Source organism: Nocardia sp. NPDC055053, from assembly GCF_053608285.1.
Genome location: NZ_JBSGVD010000003.1, coordinates 161,955 through 185,125, shown reverse-complemented (window position 1 = coordinate 185,125; position 23,171 = coordinate 161,955). Strand labels below are relative to the sequence as shown.

The following is a 23,171-nucleotide window of genomic DNA, read 5'->3' as shown; positions in this document are numbered from 1 at the left end:
CGGACACCGAGGTGCTTAACCGCGGATCATGTTGCGCAGGACGTACTGCAGGATGCCGCCGTTGCGGTAGTAGTCGGCCTCACCGGGGGTGTCGATGCGGACGACCGCGTCGAACGTGGTGACCTTGCCGTCTTCCGCGGTGGCGGTGACCTTGACGGTCTTCGGGGTGACACCCTCGTTGAGGGCGGTGATGCCCTCGATGTCGAAGGTCTCGGTGCCGGTCAGGCCCAGCGACGCGGCCGACTGGCCGGCCGGGAACTGCAGCGGCACAACGCCCATGCCGATGAGGTTGGAGCGGTGGATACGCTCGAACGACTCGGTGATGACGGCCTTCACACCCAGCAGGCTGGTGCCCTTGGCAGCCCAGTCACGCGAGGAGCCCGAACCGTATTCCTTACCACCGAGCACGACCAGCGGGATGCCGGCGGCCTGGTAATTCTGCGAGGCGTCGTAGATGAACGCCTGCGGGCCACCGTCCTGGGTGAAGTCGCGGGTGTAACCACCCGAGACGTCGTCGAGGAGCTGGTTGCGCAGCCGGATGTTGGCGAAGGTGCCGCGGATCATCACCTCGTGGTTACCACGACGCGAGCCCAGCGAGTTGTAGTCCTTGCGGGCCACACCGTTGGCGTCGAGGTACTGCGCGGCGGGGGTGCCGGGCTTGATCGGGCCCGCCGGGGAGATGTGGTCGGTGGTGACCGAGTCGCCCAGCAGCGCAAGGACGCGGGCGCCCTTGATGTCGGTGACGGGGCTCGGGTCCATCGACATGCCGTCGAAGTACGGCGCCTTGCGGACGTAGGTCGACTTCTCGTCCCACGCGAAGGTGTCGCCCTCCGGGGTGGCCAGGCCCTGCCAGCGCGCGTCGCCGTCGAAGACGGTGGCGTAGGAGTTGCGGAACATGTCCTGGTTGATCGAGGACTTGATGGTGTCGTCGATCTCCTGCGCCGAAGGCCAGATGTCCTTCAGGAAGACGTCGTTGCCGTCGGTGTCCTGGCCGAGGGCGTCGGTCTCGAAGTCGAAGTCCATGGTGCCCGCGAGCGCGTAGGCGATGACCAGCGGCGGGGAGGCCAGGTAGTTCATCTTCACGTCGGGGGAGATACGACCCTCGAAGTTGCGGTTACCCGACAGCACGGCGGTGACCGAGAGGTCGTTGTCGTTGATCGCGGCCGAGATCTCCTCGGGCAGCGGGCCGGTGTTACCGATGCAGGTGGTGCAGCCGTAGCCGCCGACGAAGAAGCCCAGCTTCTCCAGGTACGGCCACAGGCCGGCCTTCTCGTAGTAGTCGGAGACGACCTGCGAACCCGGCGCCATGTTGGTCTTCACCCACGGCTTGGTCGACAGGCCCTTCTCCACCGCGTTGCGGGCGAGCAGGGCGGCGCCGAGCATGACCGACGGGTTGGAGGTGTTGGTGCAGGAGGTGATACCCGCGACCACGACGGCGCCGTGATCGAGGACGAAGTCACCACGCTCGGCCGAGCGAACCTCGACCGGCTTGGACGGACGGCCGTTGGCACCCTTGGCGGCCGAGTGGGCCGGGGTGTAGGTGTCGTCGGCGGCGTTCGCGGACACGGCGACCGAATCGGAAGCCGGGAAGGACTCGTCGTTCGCCTCGTCCAGCGCGGTCAGCTCACCCTCGCCGACGTAGTTGACGATGTCGGAGCGGAAGGCGCTCTTGGACTCGCTGAGCAGGATGCGATCCTGCGGGCGCTTCGGGCCTGCGATGGACGGCACGACGGTGCCGAGGTCCAGCTCCAGGTACTCCGAGTACGCGGGCTCGTTGTCGGCGTTGTGCCACATGCCCTGTTCCTTGGCGTACGCCTCGACGAGCGCGAGCTGCTCGTCGGTGCGGCCGGTCAGGCGCAGGTAGTTGATGGTCTCCTCGTCGATCGGGAAGATCGCCGCGGTGGAGCCGAACTCGGGGCTCATGTTGCCCAGGGTGGCGCGGTTGGCCAGCGGCACCTCGGACACACCGGCGCCGTAGAACTCGACGAACTTGCCGACGACGCCGTGCTTGCGCAGCATGTCGGTGACGGTCAGCACCACGTCGGTGGCGGTGACGCCCGGCTTGATCTCACCGGTCAGCTTGAAGCCGACGACGCGCGGGATCAGCATGGAGACCGGCTGGCCCAGCATCGCGGCCTCGGCCTCGATGCCACCGACGCCCCAGCCGAGCACACCAAGGCCGTTGACCATGGTGGTGTGCGAGTCGGTGCCGACACAGGTGTCGGGGTAGGCCTGGCCGTTGCGGACCATGACGGTCGGGGCCAGGTACTCGATGTTGACCTGGTGGACGATGCCCATGCCAGGGGGGACGACCTTGAAGTCGTCGAAGGCGCCCTGGCCCCAGCGCAGGAACTGGTAACGCTCGCCGTTGCGCTCGTACTCGAGCTCGACATTGCGCTCCAGCGCGTCGGCGCGGCCGAAGACGTCAAGGATCACCGAGTGGTCGATGACCATGTCGGCGGGGGAGAGCGGGTTGACCTTGCTCGGGTCGCCGCCGAGGGTGGTGACGGCCTCGCGCATGGTGGCGAGGTCGACGATGCAGGGCACGCCGGTGAAGTCCTGCATGATCACGCGCGCGGGGGTGAACTGGATCTCGACGCTCGGCTGCGCCGAGGGATCCCAGTTCGCGATCTCGCGGATGTGATCGGCGGTGATGTTGGCGCCGTCTTCGGTGCGCAGCAGGTTCTCCGCCAGCACCTTCAGGGCGTAGGGCAGCTTCTCGGTGCCGGGAACAGCCGAGAGACGGAAGATCTCGTAGGAGTTGCTTCCGACCTCGAGCGTGCCCTTGGCGCCGAAGGTATCAATCTTCGTCACGTCAGCTCCACTCATCTGTGAGGGTGTGCCGCCGGCGGGGCTGTGCCGGCGACTCGCGTCTTCGGAGGGGGTTCCGGCGCCGTGAGATGCCGGTTTCCTCGCCGTACGAGCCTAACAGTACGCTTGTCCTATGAAATACGCGGGGGCGGTTCGGCGTGCCGTGTGAGCGTGTCCGCGCGCGCCGTCGCGTACTGTGCCAGTCGAGCGAGTCGGGGAATGACGCAGTGACGCTCACCCTGCAGTGTTGGATGCCCGTCGCAACGTAGGCGACCGAGGCTCGACAGACCGGATGGAAGATGACCGTCTTGCACACCTTCGCGCCGATGGCCGCCGAACTCCCGCCGAATACCGTGCTGAGCAGTGTCCGGTCCGATCTCGCCGACAATCATGTCGCCGCCCCCAAGGGTGTGAACCAGGAGAAACTGGCGGCGATCGTCGCCGAGGCGCGATCCGAGGGGATCCCGCTGAGCGTCGTCGTTGTTCCAGGTAACCCCGGCCACGACTCGAGCCTACGTGACCTGGCCGCCGAGGTAGGCAAAAGCACCGACGGCACCGTCGCGGTCTTCAGCGACGACTGGGTCGGCACCCACAGCGACGGCATCAGCCGGGTCCGGCTGGAGTGGGCCGAGGACGTCGCCAAGTACAAGGGGAACCACCCCGAGGAGGCCGTGCAGGCCTTCGTCGACCGGCTGGAGCAGCCGGAGGGCGTGTCCTGGAGCGTGATCACCGCGGTGTTGCTGACGCTGACCGCCCTGGTGATCGCCGGGCTGTACTTCGTGAAGGCGCGCCGCGGTCCCGATGCCGACACGCAGGTTGCGCCGTCGGCCAGCCGCGCTGACGCGGGTTCTGCCAAGTAACTGGTTTCCCTTCAGCAACATTTCCAGACCGTCGGTCTGTTTTCTGTCGTGAAAGCCGTCCTCCGTAAGGCTATTTTCCGGCAATCCGCTAATTGCACCCCGTGTCGCTGTGGCAGATGGTTCCTTTGTGAACTATGTGTCGTACGGTTGCGGTGATCGCGATCGTGAATGCAGTGGTACAGGAGGCGTTGGTCGACTCTTGTGGTCGGTGAGTGGGCTGATGCGCCTGTGGCGTATGTCGAGTCGAGTCACTCGGAGGTGCCGTGCGCGGTGCGGGCAGGCAGGACGAACCAGGTCTATTGCGGGTAGCGGCAGGATTGCTGATGACGCTGGCCGTGCTCGCGGGCGCGGGGCAGGTCGCGGCGGTGCCACCGCCGCCGCCCAATCCCTCCGACGGTGCGATCGCCGGCGCGGGCGTGCAGGTCGAGGCGCAGGTGAGCGAGATCGGCGTCCTGATCAGCCGGGTCGCCGCGGCCGATCAGCAGTTACAGGCTCTCGACGATGCGCTCGCCGCCAAACGTGAGGCGGCCAACAAGGCGCTGGTCGACCTGCAGACCGCCAGGGACGCCGCCGCCGCCGCCGCGGCCGCGGTTTCCGACTCGCAAGCACTGCTCGCCGACGCGAGCGCGAATGTGGGCGTGGCCCGCCAGGACTTCGACCAGCTCGCCACCCACGCCTACAGCGCCGCCGACGCCGCCGAGCAGAAGAAGAACGCCGCCCAGACCGCGATCACCGTCGCCAAGACCGAATTCGACACCCAGGCCGCGGCCCGTGACACGCTCCGGCGCGACCGCGCGGCAGCCCAGTCCGCCATCGATGTCGCCCGCGCGACGGTGTCCGGGCCGCAGAGCCGGCGCGAGGTGTTCCTGGCCTTGGACGACCAGCGCAAGGCCGAACTGGCCGCACTGCTCGCCGCCGCCAACGCCGCGGCCGCCCGTGCCGCCGCCGACCGGGCCGCCCGTGACCGCGCCGCCAAGCTCGGCGACGGGCAGCGCCCGCACACCGAGCTCGAATCCACCCCGGCCGCACCACGCAAGAGCAAACCCAGACCGAAGAAACCACAGGTCACCGGGTCGGCCGCGATCGAGACGGTGATCGACCGGGCGATGTCGCAACTCGGCGTCACCTACGCCTGGGGTGGCGGCGACGAAGCCGGACCCACCCTCGGCATCCGCGACGGCGGCACCGGCGACGCGCACGGCGACTTCGACAAGATCGGCTTCGACTGCTCGGGCCTGATGCTCTACGCCTTCGCCGGCATCGGCGTCTCCCTGCCGCACTACAGCGGCTATCAATACAACGCGGGCACCCGCGTCGACGTCGAGGACCGCGAACGCGGCGACATGCTGTTCTGGGGACCGGGCGGCAGCCAGCACGTCGCGCTCTACCTGGGCAACGGGCAGATGATCGAGGCGCCCGAATCCGGTGATGTGGTGAAGATTTCGCCGGTCCGCGAGGACGGGATCATGCCGTACGCGGTCCGCATCGTCACCGGCTGAGATCGCCGCCGAATCGGTCGTGCCGACCCGAAGCCGACGCGTTTGGGCTACTTTGGGGCGTATAGGCGCAGGTCGGCATTGCTGCTGTGCGGCGGTGGACGCGGCGGGTACGCGGTGTCTGTCCAGCCGCCGAGACTACGAATTCGCGTCTGGACCCGGTCGGTTGCGGCACACCGGGGGATTCAATGGAATAGTTGGTGCCGCACGCACGAGACCAAAGCGAAAGCGGGGATGTTGGTGACTTCGACGGAAGGTGTGAGCGGGCCGAAGCTGGCGAAGGACGCCGGATCGGCAACGCCGAGCACCCTGGAGCGTGACGTCCAGACTCTCGAGAAGGCGATCTACGAGGTCAAACGGGTCATCGTCGGTCAGGACCGGCTCGTCGAGCGGTTGCTCGTCGGCGTGCTGTCGCGTGGTCACGTGCTGCTCGAGGGTGTGCCCGGCGTCGCGAAGACCCTCGCCGTGGAAACCTTCGCCAAGGTCGTCGGCGGCTCGTTCTCCCGGGTGCAGTTCACCCCGGACCTGGTGCCGACCGACCTCATCGGTACCCGGATCTATCGCCAGGGCCGCGAGGAGTTCGACACCGAGCTCGGTCCGGTCGTCGCCAACTTCGTGCTCGCCGACGAGATCAACCGCGCGCCCGCCAAGGTGCAGTCGGCACTGCTCGAGGTGATGGCCGAGCGCAAGCTGTCGATCGGCGGCAAGACCTACCCCATGCCCGATCCGTTCCTGGTCATGGCGACCCAGAACCCGATCGAGAGCGAGGGCGTCTACCCGCTGCCCGAGGCCCAGCGCGACCGCTTCCTGTTCAAGGTCGTCGTCGACTACCCCTCGGTCGAGGAAGAGCGCGAGATCATCTACCGGATGGGCGTGACCCCGCCGGAGCCCAAGCAGATCCTGGCGCCCGAGGACATCATCCGGCTGCAGAAGCTGGCCGCGAACGTCTTCGTGCACCACGCCCTGGTCGACTACGTCGTCCGCGTGATCACCGCGACCCGCACCCCCGCCGACTTCGGCATGGCCGATGTCGCCAGCTGGATCGCCTACGGCGCTTCCCCGCGTGCCAGCCTCGGCATCATCGCCGCCGCGCGCTCGGTGGCCCTGATCCGCGGCCGCGACTACGTGGTGCCGCAGGACGTCGTCGAGGTGATCCCGGACGTGCTGCGTCACCGCCTCGTGCTGTCCTACGACGCGCTCGCCGACGAGGTCACCCCCGAAGACGTCATCAAGCGGGTCCTGCAGACCGTCGGTCTGCCGCAGGTCGCGCCGCAGGCCGTCGGCGGCCAGGCCGCCCCGCAGCAGCCCGCGGTGCCGCAGCCGCCCGCCCAGCAACAGCCCGTCCCGCAGCCGGTGAACGGGCAGCAGTCCCAGCCCGCCGGCCACGTCGCGCCCCAGTGAGTGCGCCGGAACCCGTTGTCCGCGTGCCCCTGTCGTCGCACGCGCCGCCGTCGTTCCGTGCCGGTGAACTGACCGACCCGAAGCTGTCGGCCGCGCTCAAGACGCTCGAACTGACGGTGCGGCGCCGCCTCGACGGCGTCCTGCACGGCGACCATCAGGGACTCATCCCCGGACCGGGCTCGGAACCGGGCGAGGCGCGGCTGTACCAGCCGGGTGACGATGTGCGGCAGATGGATTGGTCGGTCACCGCCCGCACCACCCATCCGCACGTGCGGCAGATGATCGCCGACCGCGAGCTCGAGACCTGGCTCGTCGTCGACCTGTCGTCGAGCCTGGACTTCGGCACCGGCCGGGTACAGAAGCGCGATCTCGCCATCGCGGCGGCCGCGGCGATCACCCACCTCACCTCCGGTGGCGGCAACCGCATCGGCGCCGTGGTCGCGACGGGTCAGGATCTCGTGCGCATCCCGGCCCGCAGCGGCCGTCTGCACGCGCAGACCATGCTGCGCGGCATCGCGACCACCCCGCACGCCCGCGACGGCGTCCGTGGTGACCTGAAGGCCGGCATCGAATCGCTGCGCCGTCCACAGCGCAAACGCGGTCTGGCCGTGGTGATCAGCGACTTCCTCGGCGACGTCGACTGGCAGCGTTCCCTGCGCGCGATCTCGGCGCGCCACGACCTGCTCGCGGTGGAGGTGCTCGACCCGCTCGACGTCGCCCTGCCCGACGGCGGTGACGTGGTGCTGCACGATCCGGAATCCGGGCGCACCCGCGAGTTCAGCGTCACCCCGACGCTGCGGGCCGATTTCGCGGCCGCGGCCAAGGCCCAGCGTGAGCAGGTGCAGCTGGCGCTGCGCAACTGCGGCGCGCCGGTGCTGTCCCTGCAGACCGATCGGGACTGGATCGCCGACGTGGTCCGGTTCGTGTCCACCCGGCGCCACAGCTTCGGCGCCCCGAGCGGGCGGGTGCCTCGCCAGTGAGTATTTCGCATTTCACGGCCGTCGTCTGGCTCGGTTTCCTCGTCGTCGTCGCCCTGCTGGTGCTCGGCTATGTGCTGGTGCAGCGCGCCAGGCACAAGCGGATGCTGCAGTTCGGCAACATGTCCGTGCTCGAGCGGGTCGCCCCGTCGCGGCCGAGCCCGATGCGGCACGTGCCGATCGCGCTGATCCTGGTCGGGCTCGTGCTGCTGACCATCGCCGCCGCCGGTCCGACCGCCGTGCAGAAGGTGCCGCGCAACCGGGCCACCGTCGTGCTGGTGATGGACGTGTCGCTGTCGATGGAGGCCACCGACGTCGAACCGAACCGGCTGCAGGTCGCGCAGCGGGCCGGTAAGGAATTCGTCGACGGCCTGACCCCCGGCATCAACCTCGGTTTCGTCACCTTCGCGGGCACCGCGTCGGTGATGGTGTCGCCGACGACCAACCGCGAGGCCGTCAAGCACGCGATCGACAACATCAAGCTGGCCGAGCGCACCGCGACCGGCGAGGGCATCCTGACCGCCCTGCAGTCGATCGACACCCTGGCCGCCGTGCTCGGTGGCGCGGAGACCCCGCCGCCCGCGCGTGTGGTGCTGATGTCGGACGGCAAGCAGACCGTGCCCGACGACAAGGACGTGGACAACCCCCGGCACGGCTTCACCGCGGCCCGGCTGGCCAAGAACAAGAACATCCCGGTCTCGACCATCTCCTTCGGCACCGAATGGGGCACGGTCGAGATCCCGGATTCCGACGGCAAGGGTTCGCAGCGGGTGAAGGTGCCCGTCGACAACGCCTCGCTGCAGGAGATCGCCAAACTGTCCGGCGGTGAGTTCTATACGGCCTCCTCGCTCGCCGAACTGCGCGCCGTCTACGACACGCTCGAGGAACAGATCGGCTACGAGACCACCCGTGGCGACGCGAGCAGGCCGTGGCTGCTGCTCGGCATGCTGTTCATCGCGGCGGGCGTCGTGGTCAGTTTGCTCTATCGTCAACGCCTGCCCTAGCAGCCCCTGCCCCGCATTGTGAGTCGTCGCAGTGGCGCGACCCTGACGCGGGGCACACGAACCGGAACAGATAGGTTGGACCCTATGTCGAACGTCACATCCCGCTCGGTCCTGGTGACCGGCGGTAACCGCGGTATCGGTCTCGCGGTCGCCCAGCGCCTGCTCGCCGACGGCCACAAGGTCGCCGTCACGCACCGCGGATCGGGGGTGCCCGATGGCCTGTTCGGCGTGAAGTGCGATGTCACCGACAGTGAGTCGGTGGACCGTGCGTTCACCGAGGTCGAGGAGCACCAGGGACCGGTCGAGGTGCTGGTCGCGAACGCTGGCATCACCGACGACACGCTGCTGATGCGGATGACCGAGGAGCAGTTCGAGAAGGTCGTCGACGCCAACCTCACCGGCGCCTTCCGGGTCGCCAAGCGCGCCAACCGTGCCATGCTGCGCGCGAAGTGGGGCCGGATGGTCTTCCTCGGCTCGGTGGTCGGCATGATGGGCCAGGCCGGCCAGATCAACTACGCCTCGTCCAAGGCCGGTGTCATCGGTCTGGCCCGGTCGGTCACTCGCGAACTCGGCTCGCGCAACATCACCGCCAATGTCGTTGCGCCCGGCTTCATCGAAACCGATATGACCGCTGACCTGCCCGAAGACATGAAGGACATGGTCGAGAAGTACATTCCGCTGCGCCGGGTCGGCAAGCCCGAGGAGGTCGCGGCTGTGGTCAGCTTCCTCGCCTCCGAGGATTCCCGCTACGTCTCCGGTGCCGTCATCCCGGTCGACGGCGGCATGGGCATGGGTCACTGACCCGCTAACGGATCGCACCGCGCCGCCGACAAGGTAGCGGCAACCATACTGATCTCAGGGAGAACCGAAAACTCATGGGCGGACTGCTCGAAGGCAAGACCATCCTGGTCACCGGCATCATCACCGACTCGTCGATCGCGTTCAGCGCGGCGGCGGTCGCGCAGGAGCAGGGCGCGAAGGTGATCATCACCGGCATCCCGGAGCGGCTGCGGCTGATCGACCGCATCGCCAAGCGCCTGCCGCAGGAGGTGCCGCCTGCGATCCCGCTGGACGTCACCAACGAGGAGAACCTGGGCGCGCTGGCGGACGCCCTGCGCGAGCTGGCGCCCGAGGGCATCGACGGTGTGCTGCACTCGATCGCCTTCGCGCCCAAGACCCTGATGGGCCCGGAGGCGGTGCCGTTCCTGGAGGGCCCCGGCCCCGATGTGGCGAAGTCCTTCGAGATCTCCGCGTGGAGCTACGCCTCGCTGGCTCGCGCCGTGCTGCCCGTGATGAACGAGAACGGCTCCATCGTCGGCATGGACTTCGATCCGCGCGTGGCGATGCCGTACTACAACTGGATGGGTGTCTCCAAGGCCGCGCTGGAGTCGGTGAACCGGTACGTGGCCCGGGAAGTGGGCTACGCCAAGAAGATCCGCTCCAACCTGATCGCCGCTGGTCCGGTGAAGACCCTCGCGGCCAAGGCCATCGCCGGTACCGCCACCGACGACGCCAAGCAGCTGCGTCAGCTGGACGAGTACTGGGACGGTGCGTCGCCGATCGGCTGGGACGGCGCCGACGCGCGCGCCGTCGGCAAGTCGATCGTCGCGCTGCTCTCGGACTGGCTGCCCGCCACCACCGGCTCGATCATCTACGTCGACGGCGGCGCCAGCCACAACATGTGGTTCCCCGAGGGCTTCACCGCCAACTGATGACCGACGGCCTCCTGCTGCTGTCCTTCGGTGGCCCCGAGGGCCCCGAGGACGTGATCCCGTTTCTGGAGAACGTCACTCGGGGCCGCGGGGTACCGCGCGCGCGGCTCGACGAAGTCGCCCAGCACTACCTGCATTTCGGCGGCGTCTCGCCGATCAACGCGCTCAACCGCGACATCATCACCGCGATCGAGGCCGATCTCGCCGACGCCGGGCTCGACCTGCCGGTGTATTTCGGCAACCGCAACTGGCATCCCCAGGTGGAGGACACCGTCGCCAAGATGGCCGCCGACGGTGTCCGCTCGGCCTTGGTCTTCCCGACCTCGGCCTGGGGCGGCTACTCCGGCTGTCGCCAGTACGACGAGGACATCGCCCGCGCCCGCGCCGCGGTCGGGGCGGGCGCGCCCGAACTGGTGAAGCTGCGCCAGTACTTCGACCACCCGCTGCTGATCGGGTCCTTCGCCGACGCGATCACCGCTGCGGTACAACAGATTCCGGCCGACCGGCGTGACGCCGTGCGCCTGGTGTTCACCGCGCACTCCATCCCGGTCTCGGCCGACATCGCCGCGGGACCACCCGCCGACGGCGGTCGCCTCTACAGCAGGCAGGTCGCCGAGGCCGCCCGATTGTGCGCCGCCGCAACCGGTTTCACCGACTACGACGTGGTGTGGCAGTCCCGGTCCGGTCCGCCGCAGGTGCCGTGGCTGGAGCCCGACATCGTCGACCATCTGGATGTGCTGCACGGCAAGGGAATCGGCGCCGTCGTGGTCTGTCCGGTCGGCTTCGTCTCCGATCATCTCGAGGTGATCTGGGACCTGGACAACGAGGCATCGGCCAGGGCCGCCGAACTCGGCATGGCCTTCGCCCGCGCCGCGACGCCCGGCACCGACCCGCGCTTCGCCCGCATGGTCGTCGAGCTGATCCAGGAACGGGTCGCCGGGGGAGCGGTGCGTGAACTGGGCGAGGTTCCCGGTTACGGATGCACCGTCGACGGCGCCCTGTGCGCGCCCGGCTGCTGCGCGCCCCCGTCGCGCCCGGCCCGGCCATGAACACAACCGGATAAACATTCGCCGAGCTACCGGGGTGCCGGGAGTAGGCTTTTCCGGGACTGTGATCGACAGATCGGAGGCCTTCCGATGCGTTCGACAATGTCCCGTCGCGGACGGACGGCGGGTGTTCTCCTCGTCCTGGCCGCCACGACGCTGGGACTGAGCGGCTGCGGCGACGATTCCGGATACGACGCCGTCGGCCCGACTCCCACCGAACCCACCATCTCGCAGGCGTCGGTGGACGAACTCTGCGGGATCCTCGACGGCCAGAAGGGCACCTGGAAGGCCCTCGGCCCACTGGTCGCCCGGGTGGCGTTCACCGGCGCGATGAAACTGTGGACGGTGCGTGACCCGGTCGCCAACGCCGCGATCTCCTGGAACCGCGGCATCGTCGACACCGTCACCACCCGGACCTGCCCCGAGGTCCGCACCGCAACGCTGAAAGTCATCGACCAGCCCGATCTGAGGACCGCGATCGGCGGATTCTGAACCGGCGCTTGTCACTTCGCCCGCCCGCTGCGCTAGCATCGCCCGCAGACCTTCGACGGAAGGTGGACATTCGCGACGGGGGAGGCCCGATGAATCATGCCGAAATGCCGGTGAGCACACTGGTGTTCGCGTCCGCGACGGACGCTGTCGAAGCTCGCCGCGGGGGCGGTGGTGACGGGGTAAGTATCGGCATCGGCCTGCCCGACTGGGTCTGGATCACCATCCTCGCGGTGATCGCGGTGATCATCCTGATCGTGGTCATCCGCAAGCTCAGCGGCGGCTCGAATGACGCTGCGCCCCAGCAGATGCCGCATCAGCAGTACCAGCAGCCGCGCCCGCAGCAGCCCTACCCGCCGCAGTACCAGCAGCCCCACGGATACCCGCAGCAGCCGCACGGCCAGTATCCGCCGCAGTACCAGCAGGCACCGTACCCCCAGCCGTACCCCCCGCAGCAGCCGATGCCGTATCCGCAGCAGGCGCCGTACCAGGGTCAGCCGCAGTATCAGCAGCCCTACCGGCGCTGACCGGCCGGCGAGGCTAGCGAGCAGGCCCGGCGGCGGCATGCACTGCCACCAGCCGGGCTTCGCGGATCGTGTTCCACAGCGGCCGCAGCAGCGACTCGTGCGCGCCGATCGCGGTGGCCGAGGTCGGCGAGGACGCCGGTTCGTGCTGGGCGACGGTGAGAATCGCCGCCACATGGTCGGCGGTGTCGAGAATGCGCTTGGCGCGCAACGGAATCGAGTCGGGATAGGCGTGCTTGGAATACGCCGCCAGCTGGGCTTCGATCTGCTCGCGCGGGTCGGTGTCGGTGTTGCCGACGGAAGTGGTGTGCAGCTGCATGAGGGCGTCGGCGGCGTCGCGGACGGCCTCGCGCATCGTGTACTCGGCCTCACCGAGGGACATGTCGGGACCGGTGACGCGCGGAATATCGACGCTGTAGACGGTCCATTGCAGGGTCTCGTCGTCGTCCCACCGCGGGATCAGGCCGGTGCCCTCCTCGCCGGGAACACCGAGCAACAGGCCTTCCTCGGCCTCGATCGCGTCGGCCGCGAACGCGGTGCCGACCGGCAGACCACGGACATCACCGGGCGCGGGCAGCACCAGGCGCAGCTGCGCACCCGCGGGCGCCATCGCCTCCCTGATCACCTTCAGCAGCGGCATGACCCCGGTGCCCGCCCCCTCGTCGCGCGAGGTCCACGGCAGGTCGCTGCGCCCGCCGGTGACCGGATCGCCCGCGGCCAGCGTGTGCCGCGCCGCCCAGGCGTGCAGTGCCTCCAGGAGGTCGTCGGGCGCGCTGGTACCGGCCAGCCAGGAGCCGGCCCACAGCGTCAGCGTGGCACTGGGAGAGCACATAATCATCGAGCATAAAGGTTTGCCCGGCTTCGCGTGCGGGCACTGAGGACCTGTCTGACCTGCGGGTCGACTACTCGGGCTCGGTGACGAAGTCGATGAGCCGTTCGACGGCGCCGATCAGCGGCGCCTCGAGATCCCGGAACGAGCCGACCGCGTCGTAGACCCGGCGCCAGCCTTCCTGCGGCGTTCCCCAGCCGAGGCGCGCGCAGATGCCGGTCTTCCAGTCCTCACCACGCGGCACCGTCGGCCAGGCGTCGATGCCGACCGCGGCGGGCCGCACCGCCTGCCACACATCGATGAACGGATGCCCGGTCACCAGCACGTGCGGGCCGAGGCCGGTGGTCAGCTGGGTCTCCTTGGAGCCGGTCACCAGGTGGTCGACCAGCACGCCGACCCTGGCGCCGGGACCAGGCCCGAATTCGGTGAGCCGGGCGCCGAGGTTGTCCAGACCCTCGAGATGCTCGACGACGACGCCCTCCACCCGCAGATCGTGCCCCCACACCCGCTCGACGAGCGCCGCGTCGTGCACGCCTTCCACCCAGATCCGGCTGGTCCGGGCGACCCGGGCGCGCAGGCCCTCGACCCGCGTCGACCCCGACGCCGACCGGGCGGGCTGCTTGGCCGCCGACACCGTCGGGCGCACCAGCGTCACCGGTTTCCCGTCGATGAGGAACGCCGCTTCGCGCAGCGCGAACAGCCGCACCGCGCCGCGCCCGTCCTCGAGTTTCACGAAGTCGCCGTCGTAGCTGCGGTCGAAACCGACTACCGCGCCGCAGAATCCGCTCGCCGCGTCCTCGACCACCAGGTCCCGCTCGGCACTCACCTTGGGCACCGGTGTCTTCTTGGTCCGCTGGTGTCCGGAATAGATGTCGCCGTATCCGCCACGTGCACTCACGCCATGCAAACTACCGCGCGTTGATGGTCATCGCTGTGACCGCCGCACAGCCAGCCGGCTGATTTCGTTCGAACATGGGTAACTCCGCCCCACCTCCAACGTTCAACTCTCCCAACGCAGGACCTGGCTGGGGGGCGTTCCACCTTCCTACTAGTACGGCCTAAATACGCGGGGAGGCGGTACGGTGGGGTCGTGGCCGCAATAATCTGGCTGATCGCGGGCATCGTCCTGGCGGCGGCGGAAATGCTCACCGGGGATCTCACGCTGCTCATGCTCGGTGTCGCCGCACTCGGCACCGCCGCCGTGAGCGCTGCCGCGGGCCTGCCACTGTGGGGCGACGCGCTGGTGTTCGGCGCGGTCGCGGGGGTGCTGTTCCTCGGTGTGCGGCCGGTGCTGCGCCGCAAGTTCGGTTCCCCGCCCCCGATTCCGACGAATGTCGATGCGCTGCCGGGGAAGTCGGCGCTCGTGCTCGAACAGGTCGCGGAACATTCGGGTCAGGTCAAGCTCGGCGGTGAAGTGTGGACCGCGCGACCGCTGGACCCGAACGATGTCTATGACGCCGGCGTGACCGTCTACGTGATGAAGATCGACGGCGCGACCGCCGTCGTCTGGAAGGGTCCTTAGCAATGGTTGCCTTGATCGTGGCCGCCGTCCTCGTCCTGCTGGTCGTGGTGGTGGTCTTCAAATCGATCGCCCTGGTCCCGCAAGCCGAGGCGGCGGTGATCGAACGGCTCGGGCGTTACTCGCGCACCGTGTCCGGTCAGCTGACGTTCCTCGTCCCGTTCGCCGACCGTGTCCGCGCGAAGGTGGACCTGCGCGAGCGGGTCGTGTCCTTCCCGCCGCAGCCGGTGATCACCCAGGACAATCTCACCCTGCAGATCGACTCGGTGGTGTATTTCCAGGTCACCAGCCCGCAGGCCGCCGTCTACGAGATCAGCAACTACATCGCCGCCGTCGAGCAGCTCACCGTCACCACCCTGCGCAACGTGGTCGGCGGCATGACCCTCGAGGAGACGCTGACCTCCCGCGATCAGATCAACAACCAGCTGCGCGGCGTCCTCGACGAGGCGACCGGCCGCTGGGGCCTGCGGGTGGCCCGGGTCGAGCTCAAGTCCATCGATCCGCCGCCGTCGATCCAGGAATCGATGGAGAAGCAGATGAAGGCCGACCGCGAGAAGCGGGCGATGATCCTCACCGCGGAAGGCACCCGCGAATCGCAGATCAAGACGGCCGAGGGCGCCAAGCAGGCACAGATCCTGGCCGCCGAGGGTGGCAAGCAGTCCGCGATCCTTTCGGCCGAAGGTGAACGGCAGAGCCGCATCCTGCGCGCCCAGGGTGAACGGGCCGCCTCGTACCTGCAGGCGCAGGGCCAGGCCAAGGCCATCGAGAAGGTGTTCGCCGCCATCAAGAACGGCAAGCCGACGCCGGAACTGCTTGCCTACCAATACATGCAGACGCTGCCGATGGTGGCCCGCGGCGACGCCAACAAGGTGTGGCTGGTGCCCAGCGATTTCGGCAAGGCGCTCGAGGGCTTCGCGCAGAACTTCGCCACCAAGGGCGAGGACGGCGTCTTCCGCTACGAGCCGTCCACCGAGGACCACCCGCCGGTGAAGATCGAGGACGACTCCGACGTCGCCGAGTGGTTCGAGACCGCCTCTGACCCGAAGATCGAGCAGGCGGTGCGCGCCGCGGAGGCGACCGCCCGCACTCCCGTCGAGGGTTTCGAGCCGTCCCGGCCGAAATCCGTTGCGCCGGTGGAGCACCCGCCGCTGCCGACGCCACCGCCGATCGCACCCGAGCAGCAGCCGCCCGCGCCACGCCCGGACGACCCGTACGGTCGCCCCTGGCAGCCGCCGCAGCACAGCTGAGCCGAGCGGGGCGGTCGGGCAGACCGCCCCGCGAGTGTGCCGAAAGCCGCCGCCCAGGTCGGCGAGCGTGCGACAGTAGCGGGCGTGGGCAGGCGTGTGTCAGGGAACCTCCCGGCGGAAGTGACCAGCTTCGTCGGCCGCGACGACGATGTCGCGGCGGCCAGGAAACTGCTCGGCGGTACCCGGTTGCTCACGCTGACCGGGGTGGGCGGCGTCGGCAAGACCCGGTTGAGCAGGCGGGTCGGCGAGGCCGTGCAGCGGGTGTTTCCCGACGGTGTGTGGCTGGTCGAATTGGCGCACGTCAGCGATCCGAACCTGGTCACGGCGACGGTGGCACGCGAGCTGGGCCTGCGCGACGACACCAGCGCGCCGCTGGCCGTCCTCACCGATTTCCTGGCAGAGCGAGACCTGCTGCTGATCCTCGACAACTGTGAGCACGTGATCGACGCGTGCGCGGCGCTCGCGGACCGGATCATCCCGGCGACGACCGGTCTGCGGATTCTCGCGACCAGCCGCGAACCGCTCGGCGTGCCGGGCGAACAGATCCTGCCGGTCGCGCCGCTGTCGGTGCCGGATCCGGACTCCGGCGACTTCGACAGCCCCGCGGCCCGGTTGCTCGTCGACCGCGCGACCGCCGCGGACCCGGCCTTCCGCAAGACCCCGGCCAACGCGGCGACCTTAGCCGCGATCTGCCGTCGGCTCGACGGCATTCCACTCGCGCTGGAATTGGCGGCCCTGCGGATGCGGATGTTCACCCCCGACCAGGTCCTCACCCGCCTCGACGACGCGATGGGCCTGCTCACCACCGGTCTGCGGACCGCACCGCACCGTCAGCAGACCTTGGCCTCGGCGATCCGCTGGAGTTATGACCTGTGCACGCCCGACGAGCAGCGGCTCTGGGAGCAACTGTCGGTCTTCGCAGGCGGCTTCGACCTCGACGCCGCGGAAGCGGTCTGCCTGGTCGGTTCGCCGCCCGCGCTGCTGGCCGCGCTGACGGGGTTGGTGGAGAAGTCGGTGCTGGCCTACGGACCCGGCGCCGACGGTGCCGGGCGGTATTCGATGCTCGAGCCGCTGCGTCAGTTCGCCCGCGACCTGTTGCGGGCGCGCGGAGCCGAACACGCCGTCCGCGTCGGCCATCGCGAGTACTACTACCGGCTCGCGCGGCGCTCGCGCACCGACTACTGGAGTGCCACCGACGTCGACTGGTTCCGCGATGTCGCCCGCGAGCACGCCAATCTCCGTGCGGCACTGCAGTTCTCGCTCGGTGATCCGGCCGGCGCCCGGCGCGCGCTGGAGATCGCGACCGAGCTGTGGCCGTTCTGGGAGCACTGCCACCTTCTGCTGGAGGGCAACCGCTGGTTGTCCGAAGCCCTGGCGAAAGACACCGAGCGCAGCGTCGACCGGGCCAGGGCGCTGGCGGCGAGCTCGGTGATCGCGGCCATGCTGTCCGATACCGCAACGGCGGCGGATTTCGTCCGTGCCAGTGCGGAGATCGCCGCCGAATCCGGGTCGGCGCAGGTGCTGGTCGAAGCCGAGATGGCGCGGGCGGTCCTGGCCTTCGGGGCGGGCGATCTGCGCGCCGCACTCGACATCGCCGTGGCGTCGTCGGTGAGCGCGCGCGACTGTGCCCACCCCCGGGTGGAGATGGAGAGCCTGGCGTTCGCCGCCGTCTGCGCGCTGGCCCTCGACGACCCGGTCGCAGGCGCCATCTCCGAACGCCTGCTGGCACTGACCACCGAGCACGGCTCCCACCTGCTCGGTGGCCTCGCGTATTGGGCGGTCGGCACCCAGCGGTGGCGCGACGGGGATCAGGAGGGCGCGGTCGCGGCGCTGCGGCGCTCGATCGAACTGTTCCGGCTCTTCGATCGGTGCGCCTGGCTCGCCACCAGTGTGGACGGCCTGGCCTGGGCGGCGGCCGCCGACGGCGACCTGGTGCGCGCCGCCCGCCTGATGGGGGCGGCTTCGACTGTGCGCCAGGGCAGTTCGCAACGGCTGGCGCACGCGATGACCCAGCTCATCGGCCGGCGGGTCCGCGATCGCGTCCAGGCCGCGCTGGGAGAGCAGGAGTTCGGCGCCTGTTTCGACGCGGGCGCCTCGCTCACCCTCGACGACGCCGTCGACTACGCGATGGACAGCTCGCCGCCCCCGATCGCCGCCGTCGAACCGGTCGGGCCGGATGTGCTGACCCGCCGGGAACGCGATGTCGCCCGCCTGATCGCCCTCGGCTACGGCAACCGCCGGATCGGGCAGGAACTGGTGATCTCGATCCGCACCGCCGAGAGCCACGTCGACCACATCCTCACCAAACTCGGCTTCACCTCCCGCACCCAGATCGCCGCCTGGGTCAACCGGAACACCTTCTGACGCTGCCACTTCCGTCCTGGCGCCGGGTGAGCAAATCCCAGTGGGCGGAGCTGGCTAGCCGCTGAGTGGGACCGCATTCGTGCGTGGCGCGGCCGCGTGGCGAAGGTGGGTGCACGGCGGCGCCGGAGTCCGGCATCGCGGCCGCCGGACGTCCCGCGGGCCCGATCGGCTGCCCGCGTCCGGTGTTCAACCGGCCCGGCCCGGCCCGGTAAGCCGGGAGCGGAAGATCCGTAGTCGCCGGGCGATCTCCGTAGTTTCCGGGATTCCCGCACGCGCGCGGGACGGCACTGTGATGAGGGACAGCAGTGCGAAGTAGATGAGGTGAGCCATGACGGTCGACGTGCTCGTCCAGGCCGGGTCCGCGCAGCGCAACGATCCACCGCCGGTATCGATGATCGAGCGGATGACGCTGATCCTGGACGCGTTCGACGGGGCGAGTCCGGTCCGGACCCTGATCGATGTCGCCGAACGCACCGGGCTGCCGCGCTCGAGCGTGCACCGCATCATCGATCAGATGGTCCGGCTGCGCTGGCTCGCGCACGTACCCGGTGGCTACCGCCTCGGCACGCGCGCACTCGAACTCGGGGGGCTCGCCGTCGAGCACAACGAGATCAGGGACGCGGTGAGCCCGCTGCTGCACGAGGTGTGTCAGCGGACCGGCATGGTCGGGCACCTCGGCGTGCTCGACGGCCCCGAAGTGCTGTATCTGGACAAGGCGGTCGGCCGCTCCTGCGACAGTATCCCGACCCGCCTCGGTGGCCGGATGCCCGCGCACTGCACCGCCGTCGGTAAAGCGCTGCTCGCCACCCTGGAACCGAGCATCGTCGAGCTGGCTTTCCGGGAGCGGCTGCCGCAGCTGACGCCGCGCACGATCAGCCACCGCGCCGAACTGCATCGCGAACTGGACCGCGTCCGCGGTCACCAGGGGATCGCCGTCGATCGCGAGGAGTCGGTCGCCGGCGTCGCGTGCGTCGCGGTGCCGATCCGGGGCCGCCGCGCGCCCGGTGCGGTCGCCGCGCTGTCGCTGTCGGGCAGGCTCGGCGGTGTGCGCGCCCCCGGCACGAGCAGTCTGGCCCGGATCCTCGTGGAAGTCGCCGACGAAGCAGCGCGGGCGGTCTTTCCCCGGTACGCGCGATGGCAGTAGCGCGGCTTCAGCGGGGGAGCGGGAGCAGCTCCACCAGGGTGCCGCGGCCGGTACCGGGCGGGAGCACGGCCAGTGCGTGGCAGCCGATGAGGCCGGCCAGGTGTGGCGTGTGCGCCGGCCCGGTGCTGCGCCAGACGCCGCCGGTCTGCTGCTGCACCGGGACGATCCGCGTCGCCTCACCGGCCGCCACACCGGCGTCGGACAGCCTGCCCCACATGGTCGGGCCGGGAGTGCGCAGGGTGAGCGCGTCGATGACGGCGGGGCCGATGGCCAGCAGGGCCGCGACCGCGGCGAACGGATTGCCGGGCAGACCGAGCAGGACACGGCCGTCGGGCAGCTGCGCCACCAGCGTGGAACCGCCCGGACGGATCGCCACCCGTTCGATCACGATGCGTGCGCCCAGATCGGCCAGCAGCGTGCGCAGGTGGTCGGCGGCGCCGCGGCCGGTCGCCCCGACCATCACCACCAGGTCGGCATGCGATTTCAGGGCCAGCCAGGAGCGCAGCAGGTCATGGCCGTCGGCGAGATGCCACAGTCCGGTGCTCTCGATATCGCAGCAGCGCAGGAACTCCGGCAGCACCGGTCCCAGCGAGTCCCTGGTCTCGCCGGGCCCGAGCGGGCCGACCGCGCGGATCTCGTCACCGGTCATCACCACATCGGCCCGCAACGGCCCGCGCACGGTGACCGTCTCGGCTTCGGCGCTCAACGCCGCCGAGGCCAGCGCGGCCGACACCCGGGTGCCGGCGCCCGCCAGCTCGACACCGGTGTCCCAGTGCTCGCCCTGCCGCCGCGTGTCATCGCGCACCGGCGCGCCCGGCGCCCGCATCACCACCGGCTTGCCCGACACCGTCGTCGTCACCACGTGCTCGTCGCGCAGGGTGGCGGTGGTTCCCAGCGGCGTGGCCGCGCCCGTGGCGATCCGCACGGCCTCGCCGGGCGCAAGGACCACCGAACAGCTGCGTCCGGCGTACCTGACCTGCTGATGCAGACGCCACCACGGACCAGGACCCGACACGGCGTAACCGTCCATCGCCGCACTGTCCGCACGGGGCAGCGGAGAGCCGGTGGTCAGGGCGACGGCCAGCGTGGCGCCGACCGCATCGGCCACCGGTAGTTCCCGCACGCCGATCGGTAGCAGGCGTTCGGCAATCTGCGCGCGCACCCTGGCCAGCCCGCATTCCACTGCCGGAACAACCACGCCCGCTCGTGCGCTCACCACCACGTCCAGCCTCCGACCACAATTCACCGACAATCTGCACATCGTCCGCATGGGCCATTGCCTGTGATTTTCTGGACAGTTGCCCCACGGTGACGTTGTGCTCACCCGGCCGGACCGGGTGTGGTGCGCGTTCGGACACATCGCCACCCGACGGCGGCCGCCCCCGGAACCCCGTTCATGACCGCAGCGTCGTCGCGGGTGCGTTCAGGGGCGGACGCCTCTGGCGTCGAGGAGCATGCCGAGGTAGCCGAGTTCCTGGCTCTGGGACTGGGCCATTGCCCGGGCAGCCTGTTTCACCGGTCCCGAGGTGAGCAGGGCGTCGGCGGCACGGGCCATGGTGACGCCGCCCGAGTGGTGGCGGTACATCAGTTGCAGGAACAGGTTTTCGGCCTCGGCGCCCCGCGCGGCGGACAGGGCGTCGAGGTCGGCGGTGCTCGCCATGCCCGGCATCGCGGTCGCCGGATCATGGTGGTGCCCAGCCGATGCCGCCATCCACGTCATCGGCTGGGCGGCGGTCGGCGCCGCACCGGCCAGCTGAGTCCAGCCGAGGAGCGTCCCGATCTCCACCCGCTGGGTGTCGGCGATCTGGTCGGCCAGCCTGCGCACGGTCGGATCGGCCGCGGGGTCGAGGCGTTCGGTGAGGATCAGCGCCTGCTGGTGGTGGGCGGTCATGTCCTGGACGAAGCCGAGTTCGGTCGCGGTGAGTACCGGTGTGGGCGTGGCAGTTTCGGGAATCAGCAGCGGACGCAGTGCCGCGCCGAGCACCAGCAGGAACGCGGTGAGGGCGCCCAGCGTGGCCACCCGGATCACCCGGCTCATGCTCACGACCCGACGGTGGATTGCTGATCCGCGGGCGGCGAATACACCTCGTTGTCGAGCTGCAACACCATGAACCCGTTGTCGGAACAGGTGACATAGAGCTGATCACCACGCCACTCCGGCGGCGAGAGACACCAGTCGCTCGACAGGTCACCGAACGCGATATCGCCTGCGCGAGAAGTCAATACCTGCGCCGGATCGAACAGCCCCTCGGCCATCGCCCGCAGTGCGGCGGGCGCGCTCATGACCGGAACACCGATGATCGAGGCCAGTGCGTGTGGTGAGTTCCAGACCTCCAGATTGCGCCCGGTCCGCGCCGGCGGATTGAAGTACGCGATCTCGCGGATCGCGTCCGGATCGCGCACATCGAATACCCGGATCCCGGAAGAGATCCAGCCGCACGCCAGCGCCGTCGGATTGTCGGGGCGATCGGCCGCGCAGTAGTGCGATTCGTAGGAGAACGCCGAACCACCCATCGACGACCCGACACCGGCGTCGATATTGACCGGCAGATTGATCTCCAGTTTGATCTTCGCCGCGATCCGCGGCGCGCTGTCGTCGGAGACATCGATGAGTTTCACACCGCCGGAACCACCTTCGTCGACGGTGAAGATGTGCGGCACGCCGTCGTAGGTGACCGGCACACTGTGCTGGGTCGCCCACCCGTCGGTCCAGAACGTCCGGCCCAGGTGCGGCACCTGCGGATTCGGATCGCGCCGCTGCACCGAACTCACATCGAGCACGGTGAAACCGCCGAGCGCGGAGATGTAGAGCCGGTTCCCGTCCTGGCTCACGCCGAGCCCGTGCGCCTCGATCCCGGTCAGTCCCTGCCAGATGACCCGGGGCTGCGCCGGATCGGTCAGATCGATGGCGCTGAGGAAGCCGGGCACCAGACCCGAAGCCCAGTACGTGCGCCCGTCGGGGGAGAAGCCGCCCTCGTGGGTCGTGATCGGCAGCGGCATCAGCAGATTCGACCCGGTGCCCGGATTGAGCAGCCGCGGACGCGCGCAGTCGGAGATGTCGTACACCGACAGGTATCCCGCGCCGAGACCGACCGGGACACCCGTGCCGACCAGTAGCTTGCGAGTGGTGTTGACCTTCAACGTCTCCCAGGTCCCCGCCAGCATCGCCGGCTCGACGAGCGTCGCCGTCAGCCGGGGGTTCGCGGGATCGGACACGTCGAGTACCTGCACGCCCCGGTGCTCGCTAAGCATGTTGCCGGGGAAGAAGGTGCCGACATAGGCGCAGTGCTCGAAACTCGTGGACGTGATGCCGGCGCCGCGGCCCTGATAGGTACCCACCATCGACATATTGCAGCGGTAACCCTGCGTGCTGCGGCCACTGTCTCGGTCACCGGCGGGCACGTCGCCCTGCAGCCCGGTTTCCGGCAGCGACCCCGGTCCGCAATCGGCCCGCGGCACCGCGGTTCGCCCCACATCGAGGAATTCCTGCACCGCACCGCTGAGCTCGCCGAACGGGTCCGCCGCCGACCCGGCGGGCACCCCGATACCGACCAGTGCGGTGACCACCGCCAGCGCCGCGCACCGCACGACCCTCCGACCTGCCCGTGCGCGCATCCGTTGTCTCCCGACCATCGCAAACCCCCAACTGACCCAGACAGCCGTCCGTTCTTTGGATGGTAAATCGGGCGCGGTGGCCGCGCGGGTGGTTTCGCCAAACCGGCCGCTCGTCCGGCGGGGCGAATCCCCC

General features: G+C 69.4%; 20 protein-coding genes. 14 read left to right on the top strand and 6 right to left on the bottom strand.

Annotation, left to right across the window (positions count from 1 at the left end):
• Positions 1-15: 15 nt before the first annotated feature.
• Complete coding sequence (gene acnA, locus ACWF82_RS04655) at positions 16-2,829, bottom strand: aconitate hydratase AcnA (protein ID WP_452497978.1); 2,814 nt, start codon at positions 2,827-2,829, stop codon at positions 16-18.
• Positions 2,830-3,110: 281 nt separating this feature from the next.
• On the opposite strand from acnA, the gene ACWF82_RS04650 reads away from it, so the two are divergent.
• From ACWF82_RS04650 to ACWF82_RS04605, 10 genes are all read left to right on the top strand, one after another.
• A complete protein-coding gene (locus tag ACWF82_RS04650; RefSeq protein ID WP_452497976.1) occupies positions 3,111-3,671 on the top strand; it encodes an Rv1476 family membrane protein in 561 nt (186 codons plus the stop codon).
• A gap of 323 nt (positions 3,672-3,994) precedes the next feature.
• On the top strand, positions 3,995-5,170 hold the full coding sequence (locus tag ACWF82_RS04645) for an NlpC/P60 family protein (protein ID WP_452497974.1): 1,176 nt from the start codon (positions 3,995-3,997) through the stop codon (positions 5,168-5,170).
• Between the two features lie 231 nt (positions 5,171-5,401).
• The gene (gene moxR1 / locus ACWF82_RS04640) at positions 5,402-6,568 is read left to right on the top strand and encodes a chaperone MoxR1 (protein ID WP_379306630.1); all 1,167 of its coding nucleotides are present in this window, start codon (positions 5,402-5,404) and stop codon (positions 6,566-6,568) included.
• Between the two features lie 23 nt (positions 6,569-6,591).
• Positions 6,592-7,548: a DUF58 domain-containing protein gene (locus tag ACWF82_RS04635; protein WP_452497971.1), complete on the top strand. Its 957-nt coding sequence runs from the start codon at positions 6,592-6,594 to the stop codon at positions 7,546-7,548.
• The gene (locus tag ACWF82_RS04630) at positions 7,545-8,549 is read left to right on the top strand and encodes a VWA domain-containing protein (protein WP_452497969.1); all 1,005 of its coding nucleotides are present in this window, start codon (positions 7,545-7,547) and stop codon (positions 8,547-8,549) included. Before ACWF82_RS04635 ends, ACWF82_RS04630 begins: the two co-directional genes overlap by 4 nt.
• Positions 8,550-8,633: 84 nt before the next feature.
• A complete protein-coding gene (fabG1, locus tag ACWF82_RS04625; RefSeq protein ID WP_452497968.1) occupies positions 8,634-9,350 on the top strand; it encodes a 3-oxoacyl-ACP reductase FabG1 in 717 nt (238 codons plus the stop codon).
• Between the two features lie 74 nt (positions 9,351-9,424).
• Positions 9,425-10,261, top strand: a complete 837-nt coding sequence (inhA, locus tag ACWF82_RS04620; RefSeq protein WP_452497966.1) for an NADH-dependent enoyl-ACP reductase InhA — start codon at positions 9,425-9,427, stop codon at positions 10,259-10,261.
• On the top strand, positions 10,261-11,310 hold the full coding sequence (locus ACWF82_RS04615; protein WP_452497965.1) for a ferrochelatase: 1,050 nt from the start codon (positions 10,261-10,263) through the stop codon (positions 11,308-11,310). The genes inhA and ACWF82_RS04615 overlap by 1 nt, the downstream gene beginning before the upstream one ends.
• Positions 11,311-11,397: 87 nt before the next feature.
• Positions 11,398-11,799 carry a hypothetical protein gene (locus ACWF82_RS04610; RefSeq protein ID WP_452497963.1) on the top strand — a complete coding sequence of 134 codons (402 nt, stop codon included), beginning with the start codon at positions 11,398-11,400 and terminating at the stop codon, positions 11,797-11,799.
• Between the two features lie 89 nt (positions 11,800-11,888).
• Complete coding sequence (locus tag ACWF82_RS04605; protein ID WP_452497961.1) at positions 11,889-12,323, top strand: hypothetical protein; 435 nt, start codon at positions 11,889-11,891, stop codon at positions 12,321-12,323.
• A 13-nt stretch (positions 12,324-12,336) separates the two neighbouring features.
• Here the strand turns inward: ACWF82_RS04605 and ACWF82_RS04600 are convergent, their stop codons facing one another.
• Together ACWF82_RS04600 and ACWF82_RS04595 are read right to left on the bottom strand one after the other, a co-directional pair.
• Positions 12,337-13,152: a hypothetical protein gene (locus ACWF82_RS04600; RefSeq protein WP_452497959.1), complete on the bottom strand. Its 816-nt coding sequence runs from the start codon at positions 13,150-13,152 to the stop codon at positions 12,337-12,339.
• Between the two features lie 70 nt (positions 13,153-13,222).
• Entirely contained in the window at positions 13,223-14,047 is an 825-nt protein-coding gene (locus tag ACWF82_RS04595; RefSeq protein ID WP_452497957.1) for a DUF3097 domain-containing protein, read from the bottom strand.
• A gap of 192 nt (positions 14,048-14,239) precedes the next feature.
• On the opposite strand from ACWF82_RS04595, the gene ACWF82_RS04590 reads away from it, so the two are divergent.
• The 4 genes from ACWF82_RS04590 (at position 14,240) to ACWF82_RS04575 (ending at position 19,423) form a co-directional block, all read left to right on the top strand.
• On the top strand, positions 14,240-14,671 hold the full coding sequence (locus ACWF82_RS04590) for an NfeD family protein (RefSeq protein WP_189023411.1): 432 nt from the start codon (positions 14,240-14,242) through the stop codon (positions 14,669-14,671).
• 2 nt (positions 14,672-14,673) lie between these two features.
• Positions 14,674-15,915 (top strand): SPFH domain-containing protein, encoded by a 1,242-nt coding sequence (locus tag ACWF82_RS04585; RefSeq protein WP_452497955.1) that lies wholly within the window; start codon positions 14,674-14,676, stop codon positions 15,913-15,915.
• A gap of 84 nt (positions 15,916-15,999) precedes the next feature.
• The gene (locus tag ACWF82_RS04580) at positions 16,000-18,279 is read left to right on the top strand and encodes an ATP-binding protein (protein WP_452497953.1); all 2,280 of its coding nucleotides are present in this window, start codon (positions 16,000-16,002) and stop codon (positions 18,277-18,279) included.
• Between the two features lie 328 nt (positions 18,280-18,607).
• The gene (locus ACWF82_RS04575) at positions 18,608-19,423 is read left to right on the top strand and encodes an IclR family transcriptional regulator (protein ID WP_452497951.1); all 816 of its coding nucleotides are present in this window, start codon (positions 18,608-18,610) and stop codon (positions 19,421-19,423) included.
• Between the two features lie 7 nt (positions 19,424-19,430).
• Here the strand turns inward: ACWF82_RS04575 and ACWF82_RS04570 are convergent, their stop codons facing one another.
• From ACWF82_RS04570 to ACWF82_RS04560, 3 genes are all read right to left on the bottom strand, one after another.
• Complete coding sequence (locus ACWF82_RS04570) at positions 19,431-20,639, bottom strand: molybdopterin-binding protein (protein ID WP_452497949.1); 1,209 nt, start codon at positions 20,637-20,639, stop codon at positions 19,431-19,433.
• A 207-nt stretch (positions 20,640-20,846) separates the two neighbouring features.
• On the bottom strand, positions 20,847-21,461 hold the full coding sequence (locus ACWF82_RS04565) for a DUF305 domain-containing protein (RefSeq protein WP_452498184.1): 615 nt from the start codon (positions 21,459-21,461) through the stop codon (positions 20,847-20,849).
• A gap of 2 nt (positions 21,462-21,463) precedes the next feature.
• Positions 21,464-23,038 (bottom strand): LVIVD repeat-containing protein, encoded by a 1,575-nt coding sequence (locus tag ACWF82_RS04560; protein ID WP_452497948.1) that lies wholly within the window; start codon positions 23,036-23,038, stop codon positions 21,464-21,466.
• Positions 23,039-23,171 lie beyond the last annotated feature (133 nt).